We start from the raw sequence: 21,459 nt of genomic DNA on the forward strand, positions 1-21,459 counted from the left end.
TGGACGATGGATCTTTATGTGACCTCATGCCGGAAGCGTCCTCCCCATCCCTGACCCTGTTCGGCGGCGAGTTTTCCGCTTCCGACCGCGAAGCCGCTTTCCAGGCCAGCCGTCTTCCTGAGACATTACGGCACGTACGCCTGCTCTTTCTGCTTTCGGCCGCGCTCAACATCCTGTTCCTCGTAAGCGACTGGCGTTTCTTCGGCACCCCGCAGTTTCATGTCGCCGTACCGGCGCGCCTCGCCGTGGTCCTGAGCGCCCTCCTCTGCCTCTGGCTCCTCGGCCGCGCATCCGACTTCCGTCAGGCCCAAAGAGCCATGATCCTCTGGGAATGGACGACGGCACCGGCTGTCGCCGGGCTCGTCAGCTCCCACAGCGAAATCGCCCTTTTCGCCGTTCTCCTGCTGCCCTCCATCTACTACCTTGTCGTTCCGACTGCATTTCGCTGGGCCGTGGTTTCAGGGACAGCGTGCAGCATCATGCTCCTCGTCGGTTACACGTACCCGGGCAGAGACGGCTCTACGGCATTCGGGCTCGTCCTGGGCGTGGCCATTTTGAACGCCGCCCTCATTCTCGCGCTCATACGCTCGAACCGACTTCGACGAACGGAATGGTTCGTATCGGAGGCCCTTCGACGGGCACATGGGGAGATTGCGGAAAGCAAGGCAATGTTCGAGACGATGTTCAAGACCGTCCCGATTCCGCTCGTCGTCGTGCGGATGGACGGCGCCATCGTGGACACGAACGAGGCCGGCATGCGCTACTTCGGAGCGCACTGGCGCGCACTGGGAATCCAGTCCATCGACGAGATCTATGTCGACCCTTCCGATCGGCAAAAGTTCCTCGAAATGCTAAAAAGGTCCGGCCATGTCCACGATTTCGAGACGACCATCCGCCTCGCGGACGGTTCCGTTCGAAACGTCCTCCTTGCCGGCAAGCTTCTCGAGCTCGGAGGCGTGCCGCACATCATGTCTGCCGTCGTGGACATTACCGATCGGAAGGCAGCCGAAGCCCGGTCCTGGCGCGCTGCCGGGCACGATGCGCTGACGGACCTGCCGAATCGCGCTCTTTTCCAGAGCCGGTTCGAACTGGAACTCGCGGAAGCAGAGAGGCAGAAAGCTGCCGTCGTTCTGCTCCTGATCGACTTGGACGACTTCAAGGTCGTCAACGACACGCATGGGCACGAAGCTGGCGATGCACTTCTGAGGGCCGCGGCAGAACGCCTGCGCGGCATGGCCCAGGCCGGGGACACGGCTGCCAGACTTGAAGGGGACGAGTTCGCCTTCGTCGTGACGGGCGATAATTCGCTCGTCCGCGCCAGAATGCTTGCGGAACGGATTCTCGGCGAAATCGGGCGGCCCGTTCAGCATGGCGCCGTGACGCTGTCCTGCCATGCCAGTATCGGGATCGCACGGTACCCGGCGCATGACGACAAGCCGGCCGATCTGATGAAGGATGCCGGCCTCGCCCTTTCTGCCGCAAAAGCCAGCGGCAAGAACCGCGTCGCCCTCTATTCGCCCGACATGCGCCTTCGCATCGAGCACAAGGCTTCGGTCGTGCAGGGCATTCAGGAGGCGCTGCAGCGCGGGCAGATCGTCCCGTTCTACCAGCCGAAGATAGACCTCGTTTCAGGCTGCGTGATCGGTTTCGAGGCGCTGGCCCGGTGGCGCCACCCGCGGCATGGCATATTGACGCCGTCTGCATTTTCAAGCGCTCTCGAAGATCCGGAACTCTCCGTCGAAATCGGAGAGACCATGCTGCGTCAGGTCGGCGCGGATATTCATCGCTGGCTGAGCCAGAACGTCGATTGCGGGCGAGTTGCCGTCAATCTGTCGTCGGTTCAGTTCAACTGGGTCGGGCTCGCCAATCGTTTTCTCAACATCCTTCGCACAGCGGACGTTCCTCGCGAGCGCCTGGAGGTGGAGATCACGGAAACGGTTTTTCTCGGGCGGAGCACGGCGCATGTTGCGAAGGCCCTGAAGCAGTTTCACGACAGCGGCATAAGGATCGCGCTTGACGACTTCGGGACGGGCTATGCTTCCCTCATCCATCTCAAGCAGTTTCCGGTCGACGACATCAAGATCGACCAGAGCTTCATCAGGGATCTTGAAACCGATTCCGACAACGCCGCAATCGTACTTGCCCTCATAGAGCTGGGGGCAAGCCTCGGGATGACCGTGGTTGCGGAAGGCGTCGAGACGACTGCCCAGGCGCGTTTCCTGAAGTCGAAAGGCTGCCAGCAGGCACAAGGCAACCTGTTCGCCGCGCCTATGCCGGCGGGAAACGTTCCAGCCTTCCTGCAAGGCTGGACAGCGCCTCCGCTTTGAAGGAAGCAGCACCGACGCATCGACGATATAGCATTTGCCCTGGCGTTTTTTAGCAATTTATTGTAATTCCTGATTGAAAATTCCTATGCGATTGAGGCATTTTGTGAAGCCTGGAGGCGCTCGCAACAGGAAGAAGCGAGGCACCCCGGAGCGCTGTTTCTGAGGACGAGAGAACTGTGATGCCAGCCTTGAGATCGGAGGCCAGTATCGGAACGGAGTTGCCCGATCGTTATCTCGTGCAACTTTGCAAGCAGTTCGCTCTCAGCAACCCGGCCACTTATTCGGACACCAGGGGACGGGCGGAGTTCGGATTCGGCCATTGCACCCTGCAGGCGTCGAGCCGCTATCTGACCCTGGTCGTCGAGGCGGAGGACGAACAGTCCCTCGCGCGCATGCAGCATCTGATCGGCCTCAAGGTGGAGCGCTGCATGTGGCGCGAGCAGCCGGTGATCAAGTGGGTTCGCAGCACCTGATTCCACGGGCGCATTCCTGAAGAGATCCCTCAGCAAGCCTCCGCACGGATCGAACGCCCATCCGCATCGAAGACATGGATCGCTTGCGGCGCAAAAGCGGCCATGAAGACTTCTCCCGGTTCGGCATTCACATCGCCGGGAGCCCGCGACACCACGTCCTCACCGCTCGCGAGCTTCATATAGACATATGTCGCATCGCCCAACCGCTCCACCGCGTCGATCCGGCCTGTAAGTGAAAGCGCACCGCTTTGCTGCCCGGCCAAGTGTTCCGGCCTGATCCCGGCCGTGACGGAGGCGCCGGCCGCCAGGCCCTCGACGACCCCGTCCACCTCCGCCTGGACGCCGGCGAAGCTCACCAGGGCACGTCTCCCTTCCACGGCGCGGACCGTCCCCTTGATGAAGTTCATGCGAGGGGAGCCGATGAAACCGGCGACGAAAAGATTCCGGGGATGGCGATAGAGATCGAGAGGTGTCCCGACCTGCTCGATGCGGCCGTGATTGAGAACGACGATCTTGGAGGCCAGCGTCATCGCCTCGACTTGGTCATGCGTCACATAGATCATCGTGGCGCCGAGCTCGCGGTGCAGCTTGGCGATCTCTAACCGCGTGTTGACACGCAGGGCGGCATCGAGGTTGGACAACGGCTCGTCGAAAAGGAAGACGCTCGGCTTGCGCACGATGGCGCGGCCGATGGCGACCCGCTGGCGCTGGCCGCCGGAGAGTTCGCGCGGCTTGCGGTCGAGGTAAGGCGTCAGCTTCAGGATTTCGGCGGCCTGCCTCACGCGCCGGTCCACCTCGGCCCTGTCGGTCCTCGCGAACTTCAGGCCGAACGCCATGTTCTTGTAGACCGTCATGTGCGGATAGAGGGCGTATGACTGGAAGACCATGGCGATCTTCCTGTCCGCAGGCGGAAGCTCGTTGACACGTCTCCCCCCGATCCGGATCTCGCCAGCGCTCACCGTCTCGAGCCCGGCGATGATGCGCAGGAGCGTCGACTTCCCGCAGCCGGACGGTCCGACGAACACGACGAACTCGCCGTCCTCCACCCTCAGGTCGATATTGTGCAGGATGTCGACCGGGCCGAAGGATTTCGCCACTCCGTGAAGGGAAACGTCAGCCATGCGGTGCTAACCCGGGAACGAAGAGTTTCACTTGACCGCGCCCGCCGTAAGGCCGCGGACGAGGTAACGGGAGAAGAACACGTAAAGGACGAGGACCGGCGCGATGGCCAGGGTCAGCGATGCCAGCACGGCGTTCCAATCGGTGACATACTGCCCGATGAACTGCTGAACGCCGAGCGTGATCGTCTGCTTTCCGTCGCCCGGGGAGAGGATGAGAGGAAACCAGAGGTCGTTCCAGATCGGCACCATGGTGAAGACGGCAACCGTGGCGATGGCCGGCCGGATCAGCGGCAGGATGACGCTTGCGAAGATGCGGTACTCGCTCACTCCGTCGCACCGGGCGGCATCCCGAAGATCCTTCGGAATCTGCTGGATGAACTCTCCGAGAATCAGGATCGCGAGAGGCAGTCCCTGCGCCACGTAGACGAGAACCAGCGCCGTGAGGGTGTTGACGAGGTTGAGTTCCACCATCATCCGCAAGATGCTCACGCTCCCTAAGCGGATGGGGACCATGATCCCGATCGCAAAATACAGGGAAATGATCGTGTTGCCGCGGAACCGGTACTCCGTCAGGGCCCACGCGGCCATGGCGCCAATGAGGACGATCAGGGCCAGCGAGACGACGGTCACGGCCAAGCTGTTGAGGAAGTAGAGCCCGAAGTCGGACTTGGCGAAGACCTGATCGAAACCAATGGTCGTGAACGTGCGTGCGTCTGGAAAGCCGAGGGGGTCGGCGAAGATCGCCCGTCGGGTCTTGAAGGCATTGATCAGGATCAGCAGGATCGGCCCCAAGGCAAGGACGGTGTAAAGGATAAGAGCCAGATGGACGAGAACCCGCGCCGGCCTGATCGCTCGGTTCATGGCACCCTCAGAACGCATGTCTCTGCAGCCGCCGCTGCACGCCGAAAAGGTAGATCAGGACCCCGATCAGGATGACGACGAGCATGGCGGTCGCCACCGTCGCCCCCATTGTGGGACTGCCGACCTGAAGCTGGTATCCGAAGAACGTGCGATAGAAGAAGGTGCCGAGAATGTCCGTGGAAAAGTTCGGTCCGGCAAGTGCTCCCTTGACGGCATAGATCAGGTCGAACGCATTGAAGTTCGCCACGAAGGTCAGAATCGAGACGACGCCGAGCGTCGGCAGGATCAGGGGCAGGCGCACGAACCAGAACACGCTGAAAGGCCCCGCCCCGTCCACCGTCGCTGCATCCAACAGATCGTCGGGAATGTTGATGAGCGCCGCGTAGATCAGCATCATCGGAATGCCGACGAACTGCCAGACGGAAATGAGGGAGATGGCGATCAGGGCCGTCGCCTCCTGCCCGAGCCAGGGACCGAAGTAGCTCCCGAGTCCCACGGCCTTCAGGAGGCTCGGCGCGATGCCCCAGAGGGGATTGAGGATGAGCTGCCATATGAACCCGACGATCACCACCGAGAGCATCGTCGGCAGGAAGATCAACGTCCGGTAGATGCTGCCGCCGGCGAGGTGCGGCAGGCTCAGCAGCATGGCGAGCCCGAGGCCGATCCCGTTCTGGACCACCATGTGAATCGCGAAGAAGATCAGGTTGTTGCGCAGGGCATTCCAGAACTGGGCCGACCAGGCGGGATCGGTCAGGAGCGTCCTGAAGTTTGCCAGCCCGGCAAAGTGCCGGGCTCCCTCCTGATCGCCCACATAGAAGCTGAGGCGGATCGTGTCGACGATCGGATAGATCGAGAAGAGGGAGTAGACGATCAGCGCCGGCGCGAGGAACACGGCGATGTGCAGTGGAAAACGCAACCGTGCCGGTGCACTTTCCATAGGCAGGTCCGACGGAAGGGTCTGTATCGACATCGCTGCGGCCCCGATGGTTGAGGAGGGGGCCGCCGTTGGCGGCCCGCCCGTTCGGCGACGCGATCACTTCTTGTGGGGCTCGTACCAGCTGGCGAGGCCGTCCTCGACCTTCTTGGCGGCCTCTTCGGGCTTCATCGTGCCGTTGATCACCTGGGCGCTCACGTTCCAGAGCTCGTTCTCGAGATTGGGCGTCCCGCGGGAGAGGATTTGGTAGGAGTTGCGGATCGAGCTCTCGCAGGTGCCGCGCCAGCCGACGAACTTCGCCGCGACGGGATCCTTGACCGTGACCTTCTCCTTCGAGAGCGGGAAGAAGCCGGGCAGGGCATTCGCATAGATGTCCGCGAACTCGGAGGATGCGATCCAGCTCAGGAAGGTCTTGGCGGCTTCGATGTTCTTCGACTTGGCGTTGATGCCGAGCGCGATGTCCGTGTGGTCGCTGATGTAGCACTTGCCGGATGCATCGGGCACGGGCGGGGCAAAGGCATCGAACTCGAAGTCGGCCTGCTTGCGGAAGATCGGAATGTCCCAGGACCCCGCCGGGTAGATCGCGGCGCGCCCGAGCGTGAAGAGGTTCTGGGTGTCGGGGTACTTCTGGGACTTGTATCCGTCGCCCATGTAAGGCGCCCAGCTCGCCAGTTCCTTGAAAACCTCCACATAGGCGGGATCGGTGAACTTCTGCTTGCCCTCGATGAGGGCCTTGCGCCCCTCCTCGCCCTTCCAGTAGTTCACGCCGATGTTCTGGAAGCCCATGGTGGCGGCTTCCCACTGATCGGCGGTTCCCATGGCGATCGGCGTGTATTTTCCGTCCGCCTTGATCTTGTCGAGCACCGCGTGGAACTCGGCCATGGTCTTCGGAGGCGTGAGCTTCAACTCGTCGAAGACCGCCTTGTTGTAGATGAAGCCGTGGATGACCGATGCCATCGGCATGCAGAAGGTCGTCTTGCCGTCGTCGGTGGACCAGGCGCTCCTGGCGACATCCGAGAAGTTCTCGATTCCCTTCACGTCGTTGACGGCGACGAGATGCCCCTTCTTGAAGAGGTCGAGGGAAGCGTCGAAGGGTCGGCAGGTGATGAGATCCCCAGCCGTTCCGCCGGCGAGGCGGGCATTGAGGGCGGCGTTGTATTCGGTCGGCGGGTCGGCTTTGAACTGGACCTTGATGTTCGGATACTTCTTGTTGAAGGCCGGAATGATCTGGTTGTTCCAGACATCCGCATCGTCGTTGCGCCAGCTCTCGATCGTCAGCGTCTGCGCCGTAGCGACCTGAGCGAAGGCCAGGGCGGAAGCGGCGATGGACACTGCGGCCAGCAACCGTCCGGCCCGGCTCAGAAAGACTTTTGACTCGACACGATTCATCCTTGCGATCCTCCACATAGGCTCCGGGCTCCTGCTACGGCCCGCCTACAGACCCCTGGACCTGCCCCGTGCGGATCGATCCGCCTTCTGGTATCGCTCCGAGCGATCCGCTTTCGCCGCCGGAGCATTTGAGGACAAGAGACCTCATATTGGTATCGCCGCTTTCGTGACCCTGCAAGCGCCTTGCCGTCGAGGTTCCGGGCTCCATATTCCTTCGTTGGTGCGTCGCTTTCTCCGCGGCGCCGAGGCCTGCGCGGAATGCACGGCCGCCAAATGCGCCCTTCACGAACTGGATATTAAGTGGCATGGTGGCCTGCGAACCGAAGGCGATTGCGTTTTGAGTCTCCCGCGACCCATCGACCATGACTGATTCCCTTTTCCTCGGCATCGACGGCGGAGGCACCAAGTGCCGGGCGCGGCTGCGCAACGCGGCGGGCGATCTCCTGGGCGAGGGTGCAGGGGGGCCCTCCAACATCCGGCTCGACCCGGACCTGGTATGGAGCTCGATCCTCACCGCGAGCCGGGCGGCGCTCGCCCAGGCCGGCCTCGCGGAGGCGGATCTCGGCCGCATCCATGCCGGGATGGGTGCTGCAGGCGCCGGGCAGTCGAGCGCCGTCGAGCGCCTCCTGAGCCGGCCGTCGCCTTTCGCATCCTTCTCCATCGACACGGATGCCCACACCGCGTGGCTCGGCGCCTTCGGCGGCAGGGACGGAGCGATCCTGATCGTCGGAACGGGCTCGTGCGGCTATGGAGTCGTCGCGGGCGAACGGCGATATGTGGGTGGCTGGGGCTATGAGATCTCCGACGAGGGCAGCGGCGCCGCCATCGGCCGCGAGGCGCTGCGGCGGACGATCTGGGCCTATGACGGGCGCATCCCGGCAAGCGCGCTTACGAATGAAATCCTGGCGGAGTTCGGCCACAGCCCCGAGGCGATCGTGGACTGGGTCGGCAAGGCCCGTCCGGCGGATTATGCTCGCTATGCGCCGATGGTGCTCCGGTATGCGCAGCAGCGCGACCCGCTCGGCATCGAGCTGATCGAGGAGGCCGCGAAACAGATGGCATCCATCGCCAGCCGCCTCCTCGACCTGGGCGCGCCCGCCCTGTGCCTGTTCGGCGGGCTGGCGGAGCCGTTGCGTCCCTGGCTGCCACCGCCCCTTCAGGAGGCCGTCGCTCTCCCGGAGGCGGACGCCCTCGACGGGGCGATCCTCCTCGCCCGGCAGGCGAACGGAGGACCGCTTCCCCGGAGGCGTCGATGACCGGTCCGAGCGCCGACGCCCTCGCCCTGCTCCCGCTCGACGAGAGCAATCCCACGCCGCTCTATCTCCAGCTTCAGCAATCCATCGAGGAGGCCGTCCGCAAGGGCACGATCAAGGCGGACGACGCCCTGCCGGGCGAGCGGGACCTGGCCAGGCAGCTCGGCGTCTCGCGAGTGACGGTGCGCAAGGCGATCACGGGGCTCGTCAAGAAGGGCGTCCTCGTCCAGCGGTGGGGATCGGGCACCTTCATCGCGCCGCAGATGCGCCTGGAGCAGCCCCTGTCCCGCCTCTCGAGCTTCACCGACGACATGTCGGCCCGCGGCCTCGCCTCATCGGCGGTCCTTCTCAGCCGGTCCGTGGGGCAGGCCTCCCCGAACGAGCTGATGGCGCTGGGGCTGTCGCCGGGCGACCAGGTCAGCCGTGTCAACCGCCTCCGCCTCGCCAACGGCATTCCCATGGCCATCGAGCATGCCGTCGTGCCGAGCCGCTTCCTGCCGGACCCCTCTCTGGTCAAGCAATCGCTCTATGCGGTCCTGCACGAGCAGGGCGTCATGCCGACCAGGGCCCTGCAGCGGCTCCATGCCGTACTGCTCTCCGACGAGCAGGCCTCCCTGCTACAGGTGCCGGCGAAGAGTCCGGCACTCTACATCGAGCGCCGCTCATTCACCGCCTCGGGAGAAGCGGTCGAGTTCACCTCGTCCTATTATCGGGGCGATGCCTATGACTTCGTAGCGGAGCTGACCATCAGCCCGCCTGACCGGACCCAACACGATGCCTGATCCGAACCCCTCGAACCCGACGGCCATGCTGCGCGAAGCCCGCGAGGCGCCGGACGTCGTGGCGCGGCTCCTTGCGATCAACGCGGACCTCTGCCGCGACCTCGGCAGGCGCCTGCGCGCGTCGCCGCCTCCCTTCGCGGTGACCTGCGCGCGGGGCAGCTCCGACAATGCGGCAACCTTCGCGAAGTATCTTCTCGAGATTCATTCCGGTCTCGTGACTGCCTCCGTCGGGCCCTCCGTCACGTCGGTGTACGAGGCGCGTCCGCGGATGCGCAACGCTCTCTTCCTCGCCGTTTCCCAGTCGGGCCGCAGTCCCGACATCCTCAATCTCGCGCAGGCGGGGCGCGCCGACGGCGCCCTCACCGTCGCGCTCGTCAACGACACCTCGTCGCCGCTCGCCGAGACCTGCGAGATCGTCCTGCCCCTCCACGCGGGCCCGGAAAAGAGCGTGGCCGCGACGAAATCCTTCATCGCGGCGCTTGCCGCATCGCTGCAGCTCGTGGCGCACTGGTCGGAGGACCGGGAGCTCCTGGCAGCCCTGGATGGACTCCCCGACGCGCTGGCGAAATCCGCCGCGCTCGACTGGTCCGACGCGCTGCCGCTCCTGAAGGATGCGGACAATCTCTTCGTGGTCGGACGCGGCGTCGGCTTCGCCATGGCCCAGGAGACCGCGCTGAAGCTCAAGGAGACCTCCGGCATCCACGCGGAGGCCATGAGCGCCGCCGAGCTCATGCACGGGCCCTGGACGCTCGCCGGGGCGCATTTTCCGGTCCTGGTTCTCAGCCAGCGCGACGAGACCTTGAGCGGCGTGAACGACCTCGTGACGAAGCTGAGCGAGCAGAACGTGCCCGTCATCGTGGCCGGAGCGGCGGAGGGGCCTGCGACGGTCACGCTCCCCTCTCTCGAGGGCCTCCACCCCTTCATCGCGCCGCTGGCGCTGATCCAGAGCTTCTATCCTCTCGTGAATGCGATCGCGCAGGCCCGCGGCCGGGACCCGGACAATCCCCCGCGCCTGCGCAAGGTGACGGAGACAGTCTGATGACCTTCGCCTTGACCGGAGCCCGCATCTTCGACGGCGACCACATGCTCGAAGGCCGGGCCGTGGTCGTCGAGAACGGACGGATCATCGCCATTCCGTCCGAGAAGGATCTCCCCGCAGGCGTCGAGCGGCGCAGGCTGGAAGGGCTCCTCGCGCCGGGCTTCATCGACGTCCAGGTCAATGGCGGCGGCGGGGTTCTCTTCAACGACGAGCGGAACGTCGAAGGTCTGCGCCGGATCGCAGCCGCACACCGGAGCTACGGCACGGTCGGCCTGCTTCCCACCTTCATCACGGACACCCGCGAGAGGATGGCGGAGGCGGTCGCCGCCATGCGCCAGGCGCTTGCAGCCCGGGTTCCCGGCGTCCTCGGCATCCATGTGGAAGGCCCCTTCATCAATCCCGAGCGCAAGGGCGTCCACAACCCGGCCTATATGCGGCCCATCGAGGACGAGGACATCGCGATCCTCACCTCCCTGTCTCAGGGGCGCACCCTCGTCACCCTCGCGCCGGAGATGAACAGCCCGGAGGCTATTGCGCGTCTCGCCAGTGCCAGCGTCCTGATCTGCGCCGGCCATACAGCAGGCCGCTACGGAGAGATCATGGAAGCCTGCCGGCATGGCCTGCGCGGCTTCACGCACCTCTTCAACGCCATGCCGCCCCTCGCCGGGCGCGATCCCGGACCCGTGGGCGCGGCTCTCGACAGCCGGGACACCTGGTGCGGCATCATCGTCGACGGACATCATGTGGACGATGCCTCGCTGCGCGTCGCGGTCGCCGCCAAGGGAACGGAACGGATGATGCTCGTCACGGACGCCATGTCCGTCACCGGCACGGACCTCGACCGCTTCGCTCTCCACGGACGCACGATCTACCGTAAGGACGGCAGGCTGACCACGGAAGACGGGACCCTCGCCGGTTCCGATCTCGACATGGCAAGCGCCGTGCGCAACGCAGTCCATCGCCTCGGCCTGCCGCTGCACACGGCGCTGCGCATGGCGTCCCTGGTTCCCTCCGCCTTCCTGCGCCTCGACCGCGACCTGGGGCGGATCGCGCCCGGCTACCGGGCCAGCCTCGTCCTGCTCGACGATGCGCTCGAGGTGCGGCAGACCTGGATCGACGGCGAATAGGACGGGAGGCTCCCATGGGCGCGAAGCGGGTTCTGGTGGTCGGGCTCGGCAACATGGGCATGTCCCACGCACGGGCCTATGAGCGGATCGAAGGGTTCGACATCGCGGGCCTGTGCACCCGCAACATCGAGGAGACGCCGCTGCCGCCCACCCTTCGCTCGGCTCCGCGCTTCAGCCGCTACGAGGAGGCGCTGGCGGCGCTCAGGCCCGACGTGGTTTCCATCAACACCTGGTCGGATACCCATGCCGACTACGCCATCAAGGCGATGGAGGCCGGCGCCCATGTCTTCGTCGAGAAGCCTCTCGCCGATACGGTCGCGGATGCCGAGCGCGTCGTGGAGACGGCGCGCCGCACGGGCAGGAAGCTCGTCATCGGCTATATCCTGCGGCATCACCCGTCGTGGATGAAGTTCATCGAGATCGCCCGGACCCTCGGCTCGCCTCACGTCTTCCGCATGAACCTGAACCAGCAGTCGAGCGGCGCGGCCTGGGAGGCCCACAGACGGTTGCTCCAGTCCCTTTCGCCCATCGTCGACTGCGGCGTGCACTATGTGGACGTGATGTGCCAGATCACCCGCGCGATGCCTGTGCAGGTTCACGCGGTCGGCGCGCGGCTCACGGACGACATGCCCGCAGGCATGTACAATTACGGCCACCTGCACGTCCGTTTCGAGGACGGCTCCGTCGGCTGGTACGAAGCGGGCTGGGGGCCGATGATGAGCGAGACGGCCTATTTCGTGAAGGACGTGATCGGGCCGAAGGGCAGCGTCAGCATCGTCATGACCGAGACGGCGGGCGGCATGAAGTCGGACGACATCAACGCCCATACGAAGACCAACCGCATCCTTCTCCATCATGCCGACCTGGACCCCGATGGCCGCTTCGCGCGAAGGGACGAACCCATCGACACGGCGGACGAGCCCGATCACGACGCCCTCTGCGAGCGTGAGCAGCGCTTCCTGCTCCGGGCCATCGACGAGGACCTGGACCTGACCGATCACATGAACGACGCCGTCCGGTCCCTGCGGATCGTGCTGGCGGCGGACGAGTCGGTCCGCACCGGGCGCGTCGTCGGCCTCTGACGCTCAATCCTTGACGTAGAACACGAAGCTGCGGCTGCGGCCCGCGAAGTCGCGCTCGTATTCCCGGGCGACGCGCCAGCCGTGCCGTTCGTAGAAGCGGCGCGCCGGAAGATTGTCCCGGAAGCATTCGAGGCTCTTCGCTCCGCGCAGTTCCGCCTCCCGCAGGAGGCGTGCCCCGCCGCCCTTTCCGCCGAGGGCAGGGTCCATGAAGAGCATGTCGATATGCCCGTCCGTCATGAGGAGGAAGCCTGCCGGGGCCTCGCCCGCGCAGGCCACCAGCATCCGCTGCCATGTTTCCTCGAAGCGGTGCGCGAAAAAGGCGGCATCGCGACCGGCGAGGACCTCCTCCTCGAGGATCGCCGCGAAGGCGGCTCTGTAGGAGGCCGCGGCGATGGCGGCGAGTGCGGGAACGTCGCCCTGCCTCGCGTCCCTCACCTTCACGACTGGCCCCGCAGGCGCGGATCGAGGGTGTCCCGGAGCGCGTCTCCCAGCAGGTTGAACCCGAACGAGAGGAACAGGATCGCGAATCCGGCGAAGATTGCGCTCCAGGGAGAGAGCTGGAGGAAGTTGCGCCCCTCGGACAGCATCAGCCCGAGCGAGGGCGTCGGCGGCTGCGTCCCCAACCCAAGGAACGACAGGGAGGCTTCCACGAGGATGGCGGCCGAGAGCAGCAGGCTTGTCTGGACGAGGATGACGGAGGCCAGGTTCGGCAGGATGTGCAGGAAGATGATGCGCGCGTCCGAAGCGCCGATGGCCTTCGCGCCCGCGACGTACTCGCTCTCGCACAGGACGAGGGCGGGGCCGCGCAGGAGGCGCGCGAAGATAGGGGTGTAGACCACCGCGATGGCGGCGGCGGCGCTGTAGGTGTGCGGCCCCAGCACGGCGATGATGCCGATGGCGAGCAGCATCACCGGGAACGCGAAGAGCACGTCCATGACGCGCATGATGATGCGGTCGAGCCAGCCGCGGTAATAGGCTGCGGCGAGCCCCAGGGTGCCCCCGGTGAGGAGGGCGATGCCCACGGCCAGCACGCAGGCGATGAGGGACGTGCGGTAGCCGAAGAGGATGCGCGTGAGCACGTCGCGCCCCAGCTGATCGGTGCCGAGCCAGTTGAGCGCCGTTGGCCCCTTCAGGCGGCGGGCGATGCTCTGCGCCATGGGATCGTAGGGCGCCAGCCACGGCGCGCCGACGGCGAGGACGACCTGCAGGGCCACGAGAAAGAGGGCGAAGGTCAGGAGCTTGTTCTTGAGGAGACGCGACACGGCCTTACGCCCTCACCCGCGGATCGACGACGATGTAGAGGAAGTCGACCAGGAAGTTCACCAGAACGAAACCGGCCGTGACCACGAGGATCGTGGCCTGGATGAGCGGGTAGTTGCGCTCCGCGATGGCGCCGAGAATGAGGCGCCCCAGCCCCGGAATGGCGAAGACCTGCTCCACCACGATGGCACCGCCCAGCAGGTAGCCGGTCATGATGCCGACGCTGGTGAGGAAGGGGATGAGGGCGTTGCGCAGGGCGTGCTTGTACACGACCCGCCGCTCGCTCAGACCCTTGGCCCTGGCGGTTCGGACATAGTCCTGGCCGAGGGCGTCGAGCATCGCTGAGCGGACGAGCCGCGACAGGTTGGCGAGGATCGGCAGCGCCAGGGCGACGGACGGCAGGATCATCCGCTGGAGGTTGCCCAGCGGGTCCTCGGAGAACGGCACGTATCCGAGGGACGAGAAGCCCGGCGCGAATGCCGAGAAGAGAAGGATCAGGACGATGCCGAGCCAGAAGGAGGGGATCGTCAGCCCGGCGATGGCGCCGATGCGCATGGCGACGTCCGCGCTGCGCCCGCGGGTCTGCGCCATCCAGCAGCCGAGCGGCACCGCCAGCACGGCGCCGATGAGGAGCGACAGGAAGGTCAGCTCCAGGGTCGGCCAGAGATGGATGAGGATCTCGGTCGCCACGGGCCGGCCGGTCCAGAGGGATGTTCCGAAGTCGCCGCGCAGGGCGGCGCCGGCCCAGCGCAGGTACTGCTCCACGATGGGCCGGTCGAGGCCGACGCGGCTGTTGAGCTCCGCCATCCGCTCGGGCGTGATCTCCGTGTTGGCGCCGAGCATGATCGCCACCGCATCCCCGGGGATGAGGCGGATCATCAGGAAGACGATGATCGAGACGCCGAAGAGAACGATGGCGAGGTCGACCAGGCGCGAGAGCAGAATGCGACTCATCGTAATGCATACATGTGGAGAGCGGCCTCCGGGGCGGACGGTCCCGCCCCGGAGGCGGTGGCATCAGTAGCTCGCGTTCTTGAGCGTCACGAGCGAGCGGTTCGGCATGACCTCATAACCCTGCAACTTGTCGCGCATGGCCGAGAAAAGCGTGCCGTAGGTCAGGTGCGCCACCGGCCCGGTGCAGGCGAGGATCTTCTGCACCTGGTCGTAGGCCGTCTTGCGCGCGGCCTGATCCTGCAGGGTGCGTGCCTTGTCGAGCAGCTGGTCGATCTCGGGGTTCGAGTACTTGAACACGTTGGTCGAGCCGCCGGTGCGGAAGGTGCGGTAGAAATACTCGTCCGGATCCGGGCTGCCGGCATTGATGGAGGCGAACAGGTCGAAGTTGCTGTTGCGCCAGTCCTGGATGAACTGCCCCTGCTCCTGGTTCTTCAGTTCGACCTTGAAGCCGGCCTTGTTCAGCTGCTCCTGCACGACCTGCGCGATGTCCTTCACGTCCTGGCGCGGCAGGACGTTCATCGTGACGGCCACCGGCATCGCGACGCCGGCTTCCTTGAGAAGCGCCTGCGCCTTGGCCGGATCGGGCTTGTAGCAGGAGAACTCCTTGACATCGAGGGCCCAGGACTTCAGCGCCGGCGACAGCGGCCCGCCCGGCACGCCCGCGCCGAAGAGCGCCGCATCGACGATCTCCTGCCGGTTGATGGCGTAGTTCACGGCCTCGCGCACCTTCGGATTGTCGAAAGGCGGCTTCGAGACGTTCATGCCGATCAGCATGTAGGCGAGGTCGAGCGTTTCGCCCAGCTTCACGTTGGGCTTTCCCTTGAGCTGAAGGGCCGTCGCCGCGTCGATATTGGGCAGGAGCGCATATTGCCCGTTGACCAGGCCGACCTGACGGGTCGCCGACTCGGGCACGATGTTGAACTTGAGGCCCGCGAGCTTCGGCGTACCCTTCTGCCAGTAGGCGTCGTTCTTCGCGAGCAGGATGAAGCCGTTCGGCTGCCATTCCTGGAACTTGAAGGGACCGGTGCCGACCGGCGCCTTCTGGAGGATGTCCTTGTTGGTCTCCACCTCGCTCGGCACGATGGCGATGGTGGCGAGCGAGGACAGGAGCGGCGCGGACGGCTCCTTGAGCGTCAGCTCCACCGTGAGCGGATCGACGGCCTTCGCCGCCTCGATGGCGGAGAGCCGGCTGGCGAGCGGCGAGGCGATGTCCTTGCTCTGCACGCGCCGGATGGTCGAGACCACGTCCTCCGCGGTCATGTCCGAGCCGTCATGGAATTTCACGCCGGAGCGCAGCTTGAACGTGTAGGTCTTGCCGTCGGACGAGACGTTCCACGACTCGGCGAGGCCGGGGACGACCCTCAGGTCCTTGTCGATGGCGGTCAGGCCCTCGTAGATGTTGCCGTTCACCACCATGAAGCTGGGGAAGGCGGTGATGAGATGCGGATCGAGCCCCGTAGGCCCGTTGTCCATCCCGATCTCCAGCACCTGGGCGGAGGCCGAGGCCATGGCCGCCATCATGAAGCCTGCGCCGATGGCGCCGCGCAGTACCGACCTGAACATGCGTCTTTTCTCCCTTGCAAGCCGCTCCGGTTTTATAGGCCATCCCCGCGGACCTGTCATGGTCCAATATCATACCACTCTAGACCGCCGGACCGGCTATGCTATGGTTTGCCGGACAGCGACCCGGAAGGCGGCAGATGGCTCGGAACACTCCCATGAAGGCAATCGGCGTGATCAGCGGCACCTCCATGGACGGAATCGACGTCTCCATCGTCGAGACCGACGGGGACATGACCGTCCGGCCCGGGCCCGGCCATACCTATCCCTATTCGGACGCCCTGCGGCGCGACCTCCTGGACCTCATCGCCGAGCCCGCCCGGGCTCAGAGCGAGCCCCTCGAGGAACTCGAGCGGGCGGTGACGGACGCACATATCGCCGCGATCCGCCGCTTCATGGAGGAGAATGCGATCCTCCCCTCCGAGGTCGGCCTCGTCGGCTTCCATGGGCAGACCGTCTATCACCGCCCGGAGATCCGCTTCACGCGCCAGCTCGGCCTCGGCACCCGCGTCGCGAAGGTGCTCGGCATCGACACGGTGGACCGCTTCCGCCACGCCGACGTGGCCTCGGGCGGCGAGGGCGCGCCTTTCGTGCCGCTCTACCATCGCGCCCTCGCCAACGGCCTCGAGCAGCCCCTGATGATCCTCAATCTCGGCGGCGTCGGGAACGTCACCTATATCGACGGCGACACGGTGATTGCGTTCGACACGGGGCCTGCCAGCGCCCTCCTGGACGACTTCGTTCTCCGGCGCCGGGGCCTCGCCTACGACGAGGACGGGCGGATTGCCGCCTCGGGCAGGGCGGATCCGCGCCTCGTTGCCGAGTTCATGGCCAATCCCTACTTCGACCGTCCCGCTCCCAAGTCCCTCGACCGGCAGGATTTCCACGCCAGGGCCAAGGGAGTGGAGACCCTCTCGGACGAGGACGGCGCGGCGACACTCGCGGAGTTCACCGTCGAATCCGTCGCCGCGGCCCTGCGCCATGTGCCGAAGGCGCCGAGACGCTGGCTGGTGACCGGCGGGGGACGCCGCAACGCCCACTTCATGAGGCGGCTTCGCGAGCGGCTCGGCGTCAGCGTCGAGCCGGTGGAAAGCGTCGGCTGGAACGGCGACTTCCTCGAAGCCCAGGCTTTCGGCTACCTCGCCGTGCGCTCCGTGCGCGGATTGCCCCTGAGCCTTCCCACGACCACGGGCGTGCCGCACCCGATGCCGGGCGGAGAGCTGCACCGCGCCGCCTGAACCGGAACCGCCATGCTTCATGATCTGATCGAACGAGCCTTCGAGCCCGCCTCGGAGGCGATCCGCCGCGGGACGATTCCCGGCGCCGTCCTCGGCATCGTGACGGCCGACGGACGCAGCGCGGCGTGCTGGGCCGGGGCGGCGCAGATCGAGCCCGTGCGGGAAGAACTCTCCCGCGAGACCTGGTTCGACCTTGCCTCGCTGACGAAGGTCATCTTCACCACGACGCGCATCCTCCACCTTGCCGAGGAAGGAAGGCTGGATCTCGACGCCCCCCTGGTGGCGGCGATCCCGGACCTGCGCCAGTACGACATGAATGCCGCCGAGCGGAAACTCACGTTCCGCCAGTGTCTCGCCCACCAGACGCACCTTCCTGCCGTGGAGCCCCTCTACACCTACGGACAGGATCCGCAGACCCTGCGCGCCTTCATTCTCCAGCGCGTGTGGAGCAGCGGCCCTCCGGTCTATTCCGACATCAACTTCATGCTCCTCGGCATTGCCATCGAGCGCATCACCGGGCAGGCGCTGATCGACCAGCCGCTTCGGCCGAACTTCACCTTCCGGCCGGACCCGAGGCTCTGCGCGGCGACCGAGCGTTGCACCTGGCGCGGGCGTGTCATCCGCGGCGAGGTGCATGACGAGAACGCCTTCGCCCTCGGCGGCGCATCGGGCCATGCGGGCCTGTTCGGAACCGTCGACGGCGTGCTGGACTTCGCCCGCTCCCTCCTCGACGGATCGGGACTTTCCGCCGCCTCCCTCGCGGCCATCCGTGCGCGCCAGTCGGAGAAGCGCACCGTGGGCTGGGAGGGGATGTATCCCGGCTGGCACGGCGGTGATGCCTGCTCCCCCTCCACCATCGGCCATACGGGCTTCACCGGCACCGGATTGTGGATCGATTTCGAGCGCGGGCTCGCTTGGTCCCTCCTCACCAACCGGGTTCACCCGTCCCGGCACACAGAGAGCGGAATCCTGCCCCTGCGGCGCGCCACCGGCGAGCGGGTGGTCGCCCTCTTCGATGCGCCTGCGCAACAGGGCTGAGAAACTTCTGCCCTCCGCAAGGCGAACCGGCAGCCAAGGCGACGGCGCCAATTGCTGGACGCGGCAACTGGACCTATAGTGGTCTGCAAGAAAGCAGCGACCATGCCCACCGAAAACTTCAGCACCCGATTCCAGGACCTCGACGCCTGGCCGAGCCTCGACATTCTCTCCGCCTTCTACGAGGGACAGCTCGCCGCCGTCGCGGCGGTCCGCCCGGCCCTTCCCTCCATCGCGGCGGCGGCCGAGGAGGCCGTCATCCGCCTTCGCCGCGGCGGACGCCTCGTCTATGTCGGGGCCGGAACCTCCGGCCGCATCGGCGTCCAGGACGGCGCGGAGCTGCCGCCGACCTTCAACTGGCCCGACGACCGGCTCGTCTACCTGATCGCCGGCGGCGAGGGCGCGCTTCTGAGAGCGGTCGAGGATGCGGAGGATTCCGTCGAGCAGGGGACCGCCGGGATCCGCGATGCCGGCGTGGGTCCCGACGACGTGGTGATCGGGGTGGCCGCGAGCGGCCGGACGCCCTTCACCATTGCCGCCCTGCAGGAGGCGAAGGCACGCGGCGCGCAGACCATCGGCATCTCCAACAATCCCGGGGCGCCTATCCTCGATTCCTGCTCCCATCCCATCCTCGCGGATACGGGAGAGGAGGTGATCGCCGGCTCGACCCGCATGAAGGCGGGCACGGCGCAGAAGGTGATCCTCAACCTCCTGTCCACCCTCGTCATGGTGCGGCTCGGCCGGGTCTATCGCGGCCTGATGGTGCACATGCGCGCCACCAACGCGAAGTTGCGCCGCCGCAGCGAGATCATGGTGTCGCAGATCACCGGCTGCGACGACGCGACCGCCATCGAGGCCCTGAAGCGCGCGAACGGCGACATGAAGCTTGCATCGCTCATCGCCCTCGGCATCGATCCCGCCCAGGCGCAGGCCGCCCTGGAACGCAGCGATGGCAATCTGCGCGAGGCTCTGGCACAGTTCCCGGAGCTTTCCATCTGAGGTAGCGATCCCTCCGGCCTGCCGGAGCGGGCATGGGAGAAGCGGAGCGCCATGGGGCTGGGGCTTGGCATCGACGCAGGGGGCACCGCGACCCGCTGGCGTCTCGTCGACGGCGAAGGCGCCTGCATCGCGCAGGGCTCCGCGGAGCCGCTCACCGGCCATCTCTTCACCCCCGCGGCCGAGGAACGGGCCAAACGGATCGGCGCCGCGCTGGCGGGGGCGGTCGTGCGCACCGGCAGGCCCGCCGGGATCGTGGCCGGGATCACGGGCCTGACCCGGAGCACCCCGGCGGAGGCCACGATGCGCGGGATCCTCGCCGATGCTTTCGGTCTCCCGCAGGCCAGAGTCTTCGTCGCCGAGGACATGTGGATCGCCTACCTGTCCCATTTCGCCCTCGGCGAGGGCATCCTCGTCTACGGCGGCACCGGCTCCATCGGCTACTATCTCTCGCCCGACAAGGAGGCGATCCGCGTGGGCGGGCGGGGCAACCTCATCGACGACGGCGGCTCCGGCTTCTGGATCGCGCGGGAGGCGCTGAAGGCCGTCCTGCGCAAGGAGGAGGAAAGCCCGGGCGAGGGCTGGTCCGCGCCCCTGGGCGCCGCGCTGGCGAAAGCGCTCGGAGGGACCGAGTGGGACACGGTGCGCACCTTCGTCTATGGCGGGGACCGGGGCCGGATCGGGCTTCTGGCCCGCGCCGTGGCCGATGCCGCCCAGGCCGGCGATCTTCTCTCCCTGAACATCCTGCGGGAAGCCGGACGCGAGCTCGCGCGTCTCGCCAACAGCCTGATCAAGCGGGTTGGACCGCGCCCTGTGGCCCTCGTCGGCGGCGGCACCCGCCTCCACCCGATCATCGGGGCGGCCTTCCGGGAAGAACTGCGCGCGCCCGTCGACGTGATCGACACCGATGTCGATGCCGCCATGACGGCCGCGCGCCTTGCGGCGCTGGTCGAGTAGCTCCGTCCGCAGGCGCAGCGGGAGTCCGGGCGCGCGGCACGCAGCCTTCCCGGACCACAGCGTCAGAGGCCATCGCCCAAAAGCCGCTTCCGCTTTCGTCCTTTAAGAGCGGTCTGCTTCGATGGGACCGCACTCCGCTCTGAAGTCCTTGGTTTGCCGCATTTTCGGACGGAGAACCGGTTCCCACTTCTCCTGAAAATGCTCTAGTGTCGCCGCCCCAGCCCCATCCTCAGCGTCTCTCCCAAGCCTTCCTGGAGACTTCCGTGATCTTCGATATCTGGCTCGACATGCCTGTCTGGGGAATTTTCGCTTCCCTCGCCGGGGCGTTCGCCCTGTGCGCCTTCCTGATTCACTGGCTCAGCTTCGGGGCGATCGTCCGCCCCTTCTCTTCAACCGTCGTCGGAGTGGTGGCTCCCTTCTTCGGAGCGGTCGCCGTGCTGTTCGCGCTCCTCACCGGCTTTCTCGCCAACGAGGTCTGGGATCGCAACCGCCAGGCCTCGCGGGCCGTCATGAGCGAGCGCGAGGGTCTTTTGGCGCTGCAGGCCATCAGCACCGCGACCGTGTCGGACATGGAAGACCTCCGGGCGGCCGCGCGCCTTTACGCCCAGACCCTGATCCAGGACGAATGGCCGCGCATGCGCGATCAGGACAGTTCCGCCAAGGCGGGACAGGCTCTGCTCGGCCTGCTCGCGCACGTCTCGAACCCGCAGATCGCGGTGGAAGCCGGTTCGGCCGCTCAGGCGGCCCTCCTCGACACGGTGCTGAAGCTGCGCAGCGCGCGCGACGACCGGCTCGCCCTCAGCGGGGACCAGACGGACCGGACGAAATGGGCGTCGGTGCTGATCCTCGCCTTCATCACGCAGGTCGCCATCGGCATCGTTCACCTCGAGCGCCCGCGCGCACAGATCGCCGCGCTGGCGATCTTCTCCACCGCCGCCGTGATCACCCTGGGCCTCGTCGCGCTCCGCGAACGGCCCTTCGACGGCCCGGTCCGTGTCTCGCCGGCTCCCATATTGGAGGCCCTCGACCTCATGGCGCGGAATCCCACGCCTTGAGCTTGCGGCAAGAAGG

20 protein-coding genes are annotated in these 21,459 nt (G+C 66.2%); 12 read left to right on the top strand and 8 right to left on the bottom strand.

Annotation, left to right across the window (positions count from 1 at the left end; genetic code table 11):
• Positions 1–26: 26 nt before the first annotated feature.
• Together GDR74_RS16815 and GDR74_RS16820 are read left to right on the top strand one after the other, a co-directional pair.
• The gene (locus tag GDR74_RS16815; protein ID WP_152587373.1) at positions 27–2,327 is read left to right on the top strand and encodes a putative bifunctional diguanylate cyclase/phosphodiesterase; all 2,301 of its coding nucleotides are present in this window, start codon (positions 27–29) and stop codon (positions 2,325–2,327) included.
• A 179-nt stretch (positions 2,328–2,506) separates the two neighbouring features.
• On the top strand, positions 2,507–2,800 hold the full coding sequence (locus GDR74_RS16820) for a DUF2218 domain-containing protein (RefSeq protein ID WP_152587374.1): 294 nt from the start codon (positions 2,507–2,509) through the stop codon (positions 2,798–2,800).
• Positions 2,801–2,829: 29 nt separating this feature from the next.
• Here GDR74_RS16820 and GDR74_RS16825 read toward each other — a convergent pair whose 3' ends face one another.
• The 4 genes from GDR74_RS16825 to GDR74_RS16840 all read right to left on the bottom strand — a co-directional run bounded on the left by GDR74_RS16825 (position 2,830) and on the right by GDR74_RS16840 (position 7,105).
• A complete protein-coding gene (locus tag GDR74_RS16825) occupies positions 2,830–3,921 on the bottom strand; it encodes an ABC transporter ATP-binding protein (protein ID WP_152587375.1) in 1,092 nt (363 codons plus the stop codon).
• 27 nt (positions 3,922–3,948) lie between these two features.
• The gene (locus GDR74_RS16830; protein ID WP_152587376.1) at positions 3,949–4,782 is read right to left on the bottom strand and encodes a carbohydrate ABC transporter permease; all 834 of its coding nucleotides are present in this window, start codon (positions 4,780–4,782) and stop codon (positions 3,949–3,951) included.
• Positions 4,783–4,789: 7 nt separating this feature from the next.
• The gene (locus GDR74_RS16835; protein ID WP_152587377.1) at positions 4,790–5,719 is read right to left on the bottom strand and encodes a carbohydrate ABC transporter permease; all 930 of its coding nucleotides are present in this window, start codon (positions 5,717–5,719) and stop codon (positions 4,790–4,792) included.
• A 96-nt stretch (positions 5,720–5,815) separates the two neighbouring features.
• Positions 5,816–7,105 carry an ABC transporter substrate-binding protein gene (locus tag GDR74_RS16840; protein ID WP_152587378.1) on the bottom strand — a complete coding sequence of 430 codons (1,290 nt, stop codon included), beginning with the start codon at positions 7,103–7,105 and terminating at the stop codon, positions 5,816–5,818.
• Positions 7,106–7,467: 362 nt separating this feature from the next.
• Between GDR74_RS16840 and GDR74_RS16845 the strand changes: the two genes are divergently transcribed.
• The 5 genes from GDR74_RS16845 to GDR74_RS16865 are packed head-to-tail and all read left to right on the top strand — an operon-like array spanning position 7,468 to position 12,388.
• A complete protein-coding gene (locus GDR74_RS16845; RefSeq protein WP_152587379.1) occupies positions 7,468–8,361 on the top strand; it encodes a glucosamine kinase nucleotide-binding domain-containing protein in 894 nt (297 codons plus the stop codon).
• The gene (locus tag GDR74_RS16850; RefSeq protein WP_152587380.1) at positions 8,358–9,140 is read left to right on the top strand and encodes a GntR family transcriptional regulator; all 783 of its coding nucleotides are present in this window, start codon (positions 8,358–8,360) and stop codon (positions 9,138–9,140) included. The genes GDR74_RS16845 and GDR74_RS16850 overlap by 4 nt, the downstream gene beginning before the upstream one ends.
• The gene (locus tag GDR74_RS16855; RefSeq protein WP_152587381.1) at positions 9,133–10,179 is read left to right on the top strand and encodes an SIS domain-containing protein; all 1,047 of its coding nucleotides are present in this window, start codon (positions 9,133–9,135) and stop codon (positions 10,177–10,179) included. The genes GDR74_RS16850 and GDR74_RS16855 overlap by 8 nt, the downstream gene beginning before the upstream one ends.
• Positions 10,179–11,306: an N-acetylglucosamine-6-phosphate deacetylase gene (gene nagA / locus GDR74_RS16860; RefSeq protein WP_152587382.1), complete on the top strand. Its 1,128-nt coding sequence runs from the start codon at positions 10,179–10,181 to the stop codon at positions 11,304–11,306. Before GDR74_RS16855 ends, nagA begins: the two co-directional genes overlap by 1 nt.
• 14 nt (positions 11,307–11,320) lie before the next feature.
• Positions 11,321–12,388 carry a Gfo/Idh/MocA family oxidoreductase gene (locus GDR74_RS16865; RefSeq protein WP_152587383.1) on the top strand — a complete coding sequence of 356 codons (1,068 nt, stop codon included), beginning with the start codon at positions 11,321–11,323 and terminating at the stop codon, positions 12,386–12,388.
• A gap of 3 nt (positions 12,389–12,391) precedes the next feature.
• On the opposite strand, the gene GDR74_RS16870 is transcribed toward GDR74_RS16865, so the two are convergent.
• The 4 genes from GDR74_RS16870 to GDR74_RS16885 all read right to left on the bottom strand — a co-directional run bounded on the left by GDR74_RS16870 (position 12,392) and on the right by GDR74_RS16885 (position 16,165).
• Positions 12,392–12,829, bottom strand: coding sequence for a GNAT family N-acetyltransferase (locus GDR74_RS16870; protein ID WP_152587384.1), 438 nt, complete (start codon positions 12,827–12,829; stop codon positions 12,392–12,394).
• Positions 12,826–13,650 carry an ABC transporter permease gene (locus tag GDR74_RS16875; protein ID WP_152587385.1) on the bottom strand — a complete coding sequence of 275 codons (825 nt, stop codon included), beginning with the start codon at positions 13,648–13,650 and terminating at the stop codon, positions 12,826–12,828. The genes GDR74_RS16870 and GDR74_RS16875 overlap by 4 nt, the downstream gene beginning before the upstream one ends.
• Positions 13,651–13,654: 4 nt before the next feature.
• Entirely contained in the window at positions 13,655–14,602 is a 948-nt protein-coding gene (locus tag GDR74_RS16880) for an ABC transporter permease (protein ID WP_152587386.1), read from the bottom strand.
• A 63-nt stretch (positions 14,603–14,665) separates the two neighbouring features.
• Complete coding sequence (locus GDR74_RS16885) at positions 14,666–16,165, bottom strand: ABC transporter substrate-binding protein (protein ID WP_152587387.1); 1,500 nt, start codon at positions 16,163–16,165, stop codon at positions 14,666–14,668.
• Between the two features lie 155 nt (positions 16,166–16,320).
• Between GDR74_RS16885 and GDR74_RS16890 the strand changes: the two genes are divergently transcribed.
• The 5 genes from GDR74_RS16890 to GDR74_RS16910 all read left to right on the top strand — a co-directional run bounded on the left by GDR74_RS16890 (position 16,321) and on the right by GDR74_RS16910 (position 21,443).
• Positions 16,321–17,400: an anhydro-N-acetylmuramic acid kinase gene (locus GDR74_RS16890; RefSeq protein ID WP_246179702.1), complete on the top strand. Its 1,080-nt coding sequence runs from the start codon at positions 16,321–16,323 to the stop codon at positions 17,398–17,400.
• Between the two features lie 12 nt (positions 17,401–17,412).
• Positions 17,413–18,438, top strand: coding sequence for a serine hydrolase domain-containing protein (locus GDR74_RS16895; protein WP_152587389.1), 1,026 nt, complete (start codon positions 17,413–17,415; stop codon positions 18,436–18,438).
• A 102-nt stretch (positions 18,439–18,540) separates the two neighbouring features.
• The gene (locus tag GDR74_RS16900) at positions 18,541–19,434 is read left to right on the top strand and encodes an N-acetylmuramic acid 6-phosphate etherase (protein WP_152587390.1); all 894 of its coding nucleotides are present in this window, start codon (positions 18,541–18,543) and stop codon (positions 19,432–19,434) included.
• 51 nt (positions 19,435–19,485) lie between these two features.
• On the top strand, positions 19,486–20,388 hold the full coding sequence (locus GDR74_RS16905; protein ID WP_152587391.1) for an N-acetylglucosamine kinase: 903 nt from the start codon (positions 19,486–19,488) through the stop codon (positions 20,386–20,388).
• 263 nt (positions 20,389–20,651) lie between these two features.
• The gene (locus GDR74_RS16910) at positions 20,652–21,443 is read left to right on the top strand and encodes a bestrophin-like domain (RefSeq protein ID WP_152587392.1); all 792 of its coding nucleotides are present in this window, start codon (positions 20,652–20,654) and stop codon (positions 21,441–21,443) included.
• Positions 21,444–21,459 lie beyond the last annotated feature (16 nt).

This window comes from Microvirga thermotolerans (assembly GCF_009363855.1).
GTDB classification, from domain to species: Bacteria; Pseudomonadota; Alphaproteobacteria; order Rhizobiales; family Beijerinckiaceae; genus Microvirga; species Microvirga thermotolerans.

What these genes read in the sequence shown, in the direction of transcription:
- GDR74_RS16895 (WP_152587389.1), top strand. Translation starts at nt 17,413, where the DNA reads ATGCTTCATGATCTGATCGAACGAGCCTTCGAGCCCGCCTCGGAGGCG.
- GDR74_RS16865 (WP_152587383.1), top strand. Translation starts at nt 11,321, where the DNA reads ATGGGCGCGAAGCGGGTTCTGGTGGTCGGGCTCGGCAACATGGGCATG.
- GDR74_RS16855 (WP_152587381.1), top strand. Translation starts at nt 9,133, where the DNA reads ATGCCTGATCCGAACCCCTCGAACCCGACGGCCATGCTGCGCGAAGCC.
- GDR74_RS16835 (WP_152587377.1), bottom strand. Translation starts at nt 5,719, where the DNA reads ATGGAAAGTGCACCGGCACGGTTGCGTTTTCCACTGCACATCGCCGTG.
- GDR74_RS16880 (WP_152587386.1), bottom strand. Translation starts at nt 14,602, where the DNA reads ATGAGTCGCATTCTGCTCTCGCGCCTGGTCGACCTCGCCATCGTTCTC.
- GDR74_RS16825 (WP_152587375.1), bottom strand. Translation starts at nt 3,921, where the DNA reads ATGGCTGACGTTTCCCTTCACGGAGTGGCGAAATCCTTCGGCCCGGTC.
- GDR74_RS16850 (WP_152587380.1), top strand. Translation starts at nt 8,358, where the DNA reads ATGACCGGTCCGAGCGCCGACGCCCTCGCCCTGCTCCCGCTCGACGAG.
- GDR74_RS16905 (WP_152587391.1), top strand. Translation starts at nt 19,486, where the DNA reads ATGGGGCTGGGGCTTGGCATCGACGCAGGGGGCACCGCGACCCGCTGG.
- GDR74_RS16820 (WP_152587374.1), top strand. Translation starts at nt 2,507, where the DNA reads ATGCCAGCCTTGAGATCGGAGGCCAGTATCGGAACGGAGTTGCCCGAT.
- GDR74_RS16840 (WP_152587378.1), bottom strand. Translation starts at nt 7,105, where the DNA reads ATGAATCGTGTCGAGTCAAAAGTCTTTCTGAGCCGGGCCGGACGGTTG.
- GDR74_RS16830 (WP_152587376.1), bottom strand. Translation starts at nt 4,782, where the DNA reads ATGAACCGAGCGATCAGGCCGGCGCGGGTTCTCGTCCATCTGGCTCTT.
- GDR74_RS16885 (WP_152587387.1), bottom strand. Translation starts at nt 16,165, where the DNA reads ATGTTCAGGTCGGTACTGCGCGGCGCCATCGGCGCAGGCTTCATGATG.
- GDR74_RS16890 (WP_246179702.1), top strand. Translation starts at nt 16,321, where the DNA reads ATGAAGGCAATCGGCGTGATCAGCGGCACCTCCATGGACGGAATCGAC.
- nagA (WP_152587382.1), top strand. Translation starts at nt 10,179, where the DNA reads ATGACCTTCGCCTTGACCGGAGCCCGCATCTTCGACGGCGACCACATG.
- GDR74_RS16815 (WP_152587373.1), top strand. Translation starts at nt 27, where the DNA reads ATGCCGGAAGCGTCCTCCCCATCCCTGACCCTGTTCGGCGGCGAGTTT.
- GDR74_RS16845 (WP_152587379.1), top strand. Translation starts at nt 7,468, where the DNA reads ATGACTGATTCCCTTTTCCTCGGCATCGACGGCGGAGGCACCAAGTGC.
- GDR74_RS16900 (WP_152587390.1), top strand. Translation starts at nt 18,541, where the DNA reads ATGCCCACCGAAAACTTCAGCACCCGATTCCAGGACCTCGACGCCTGG.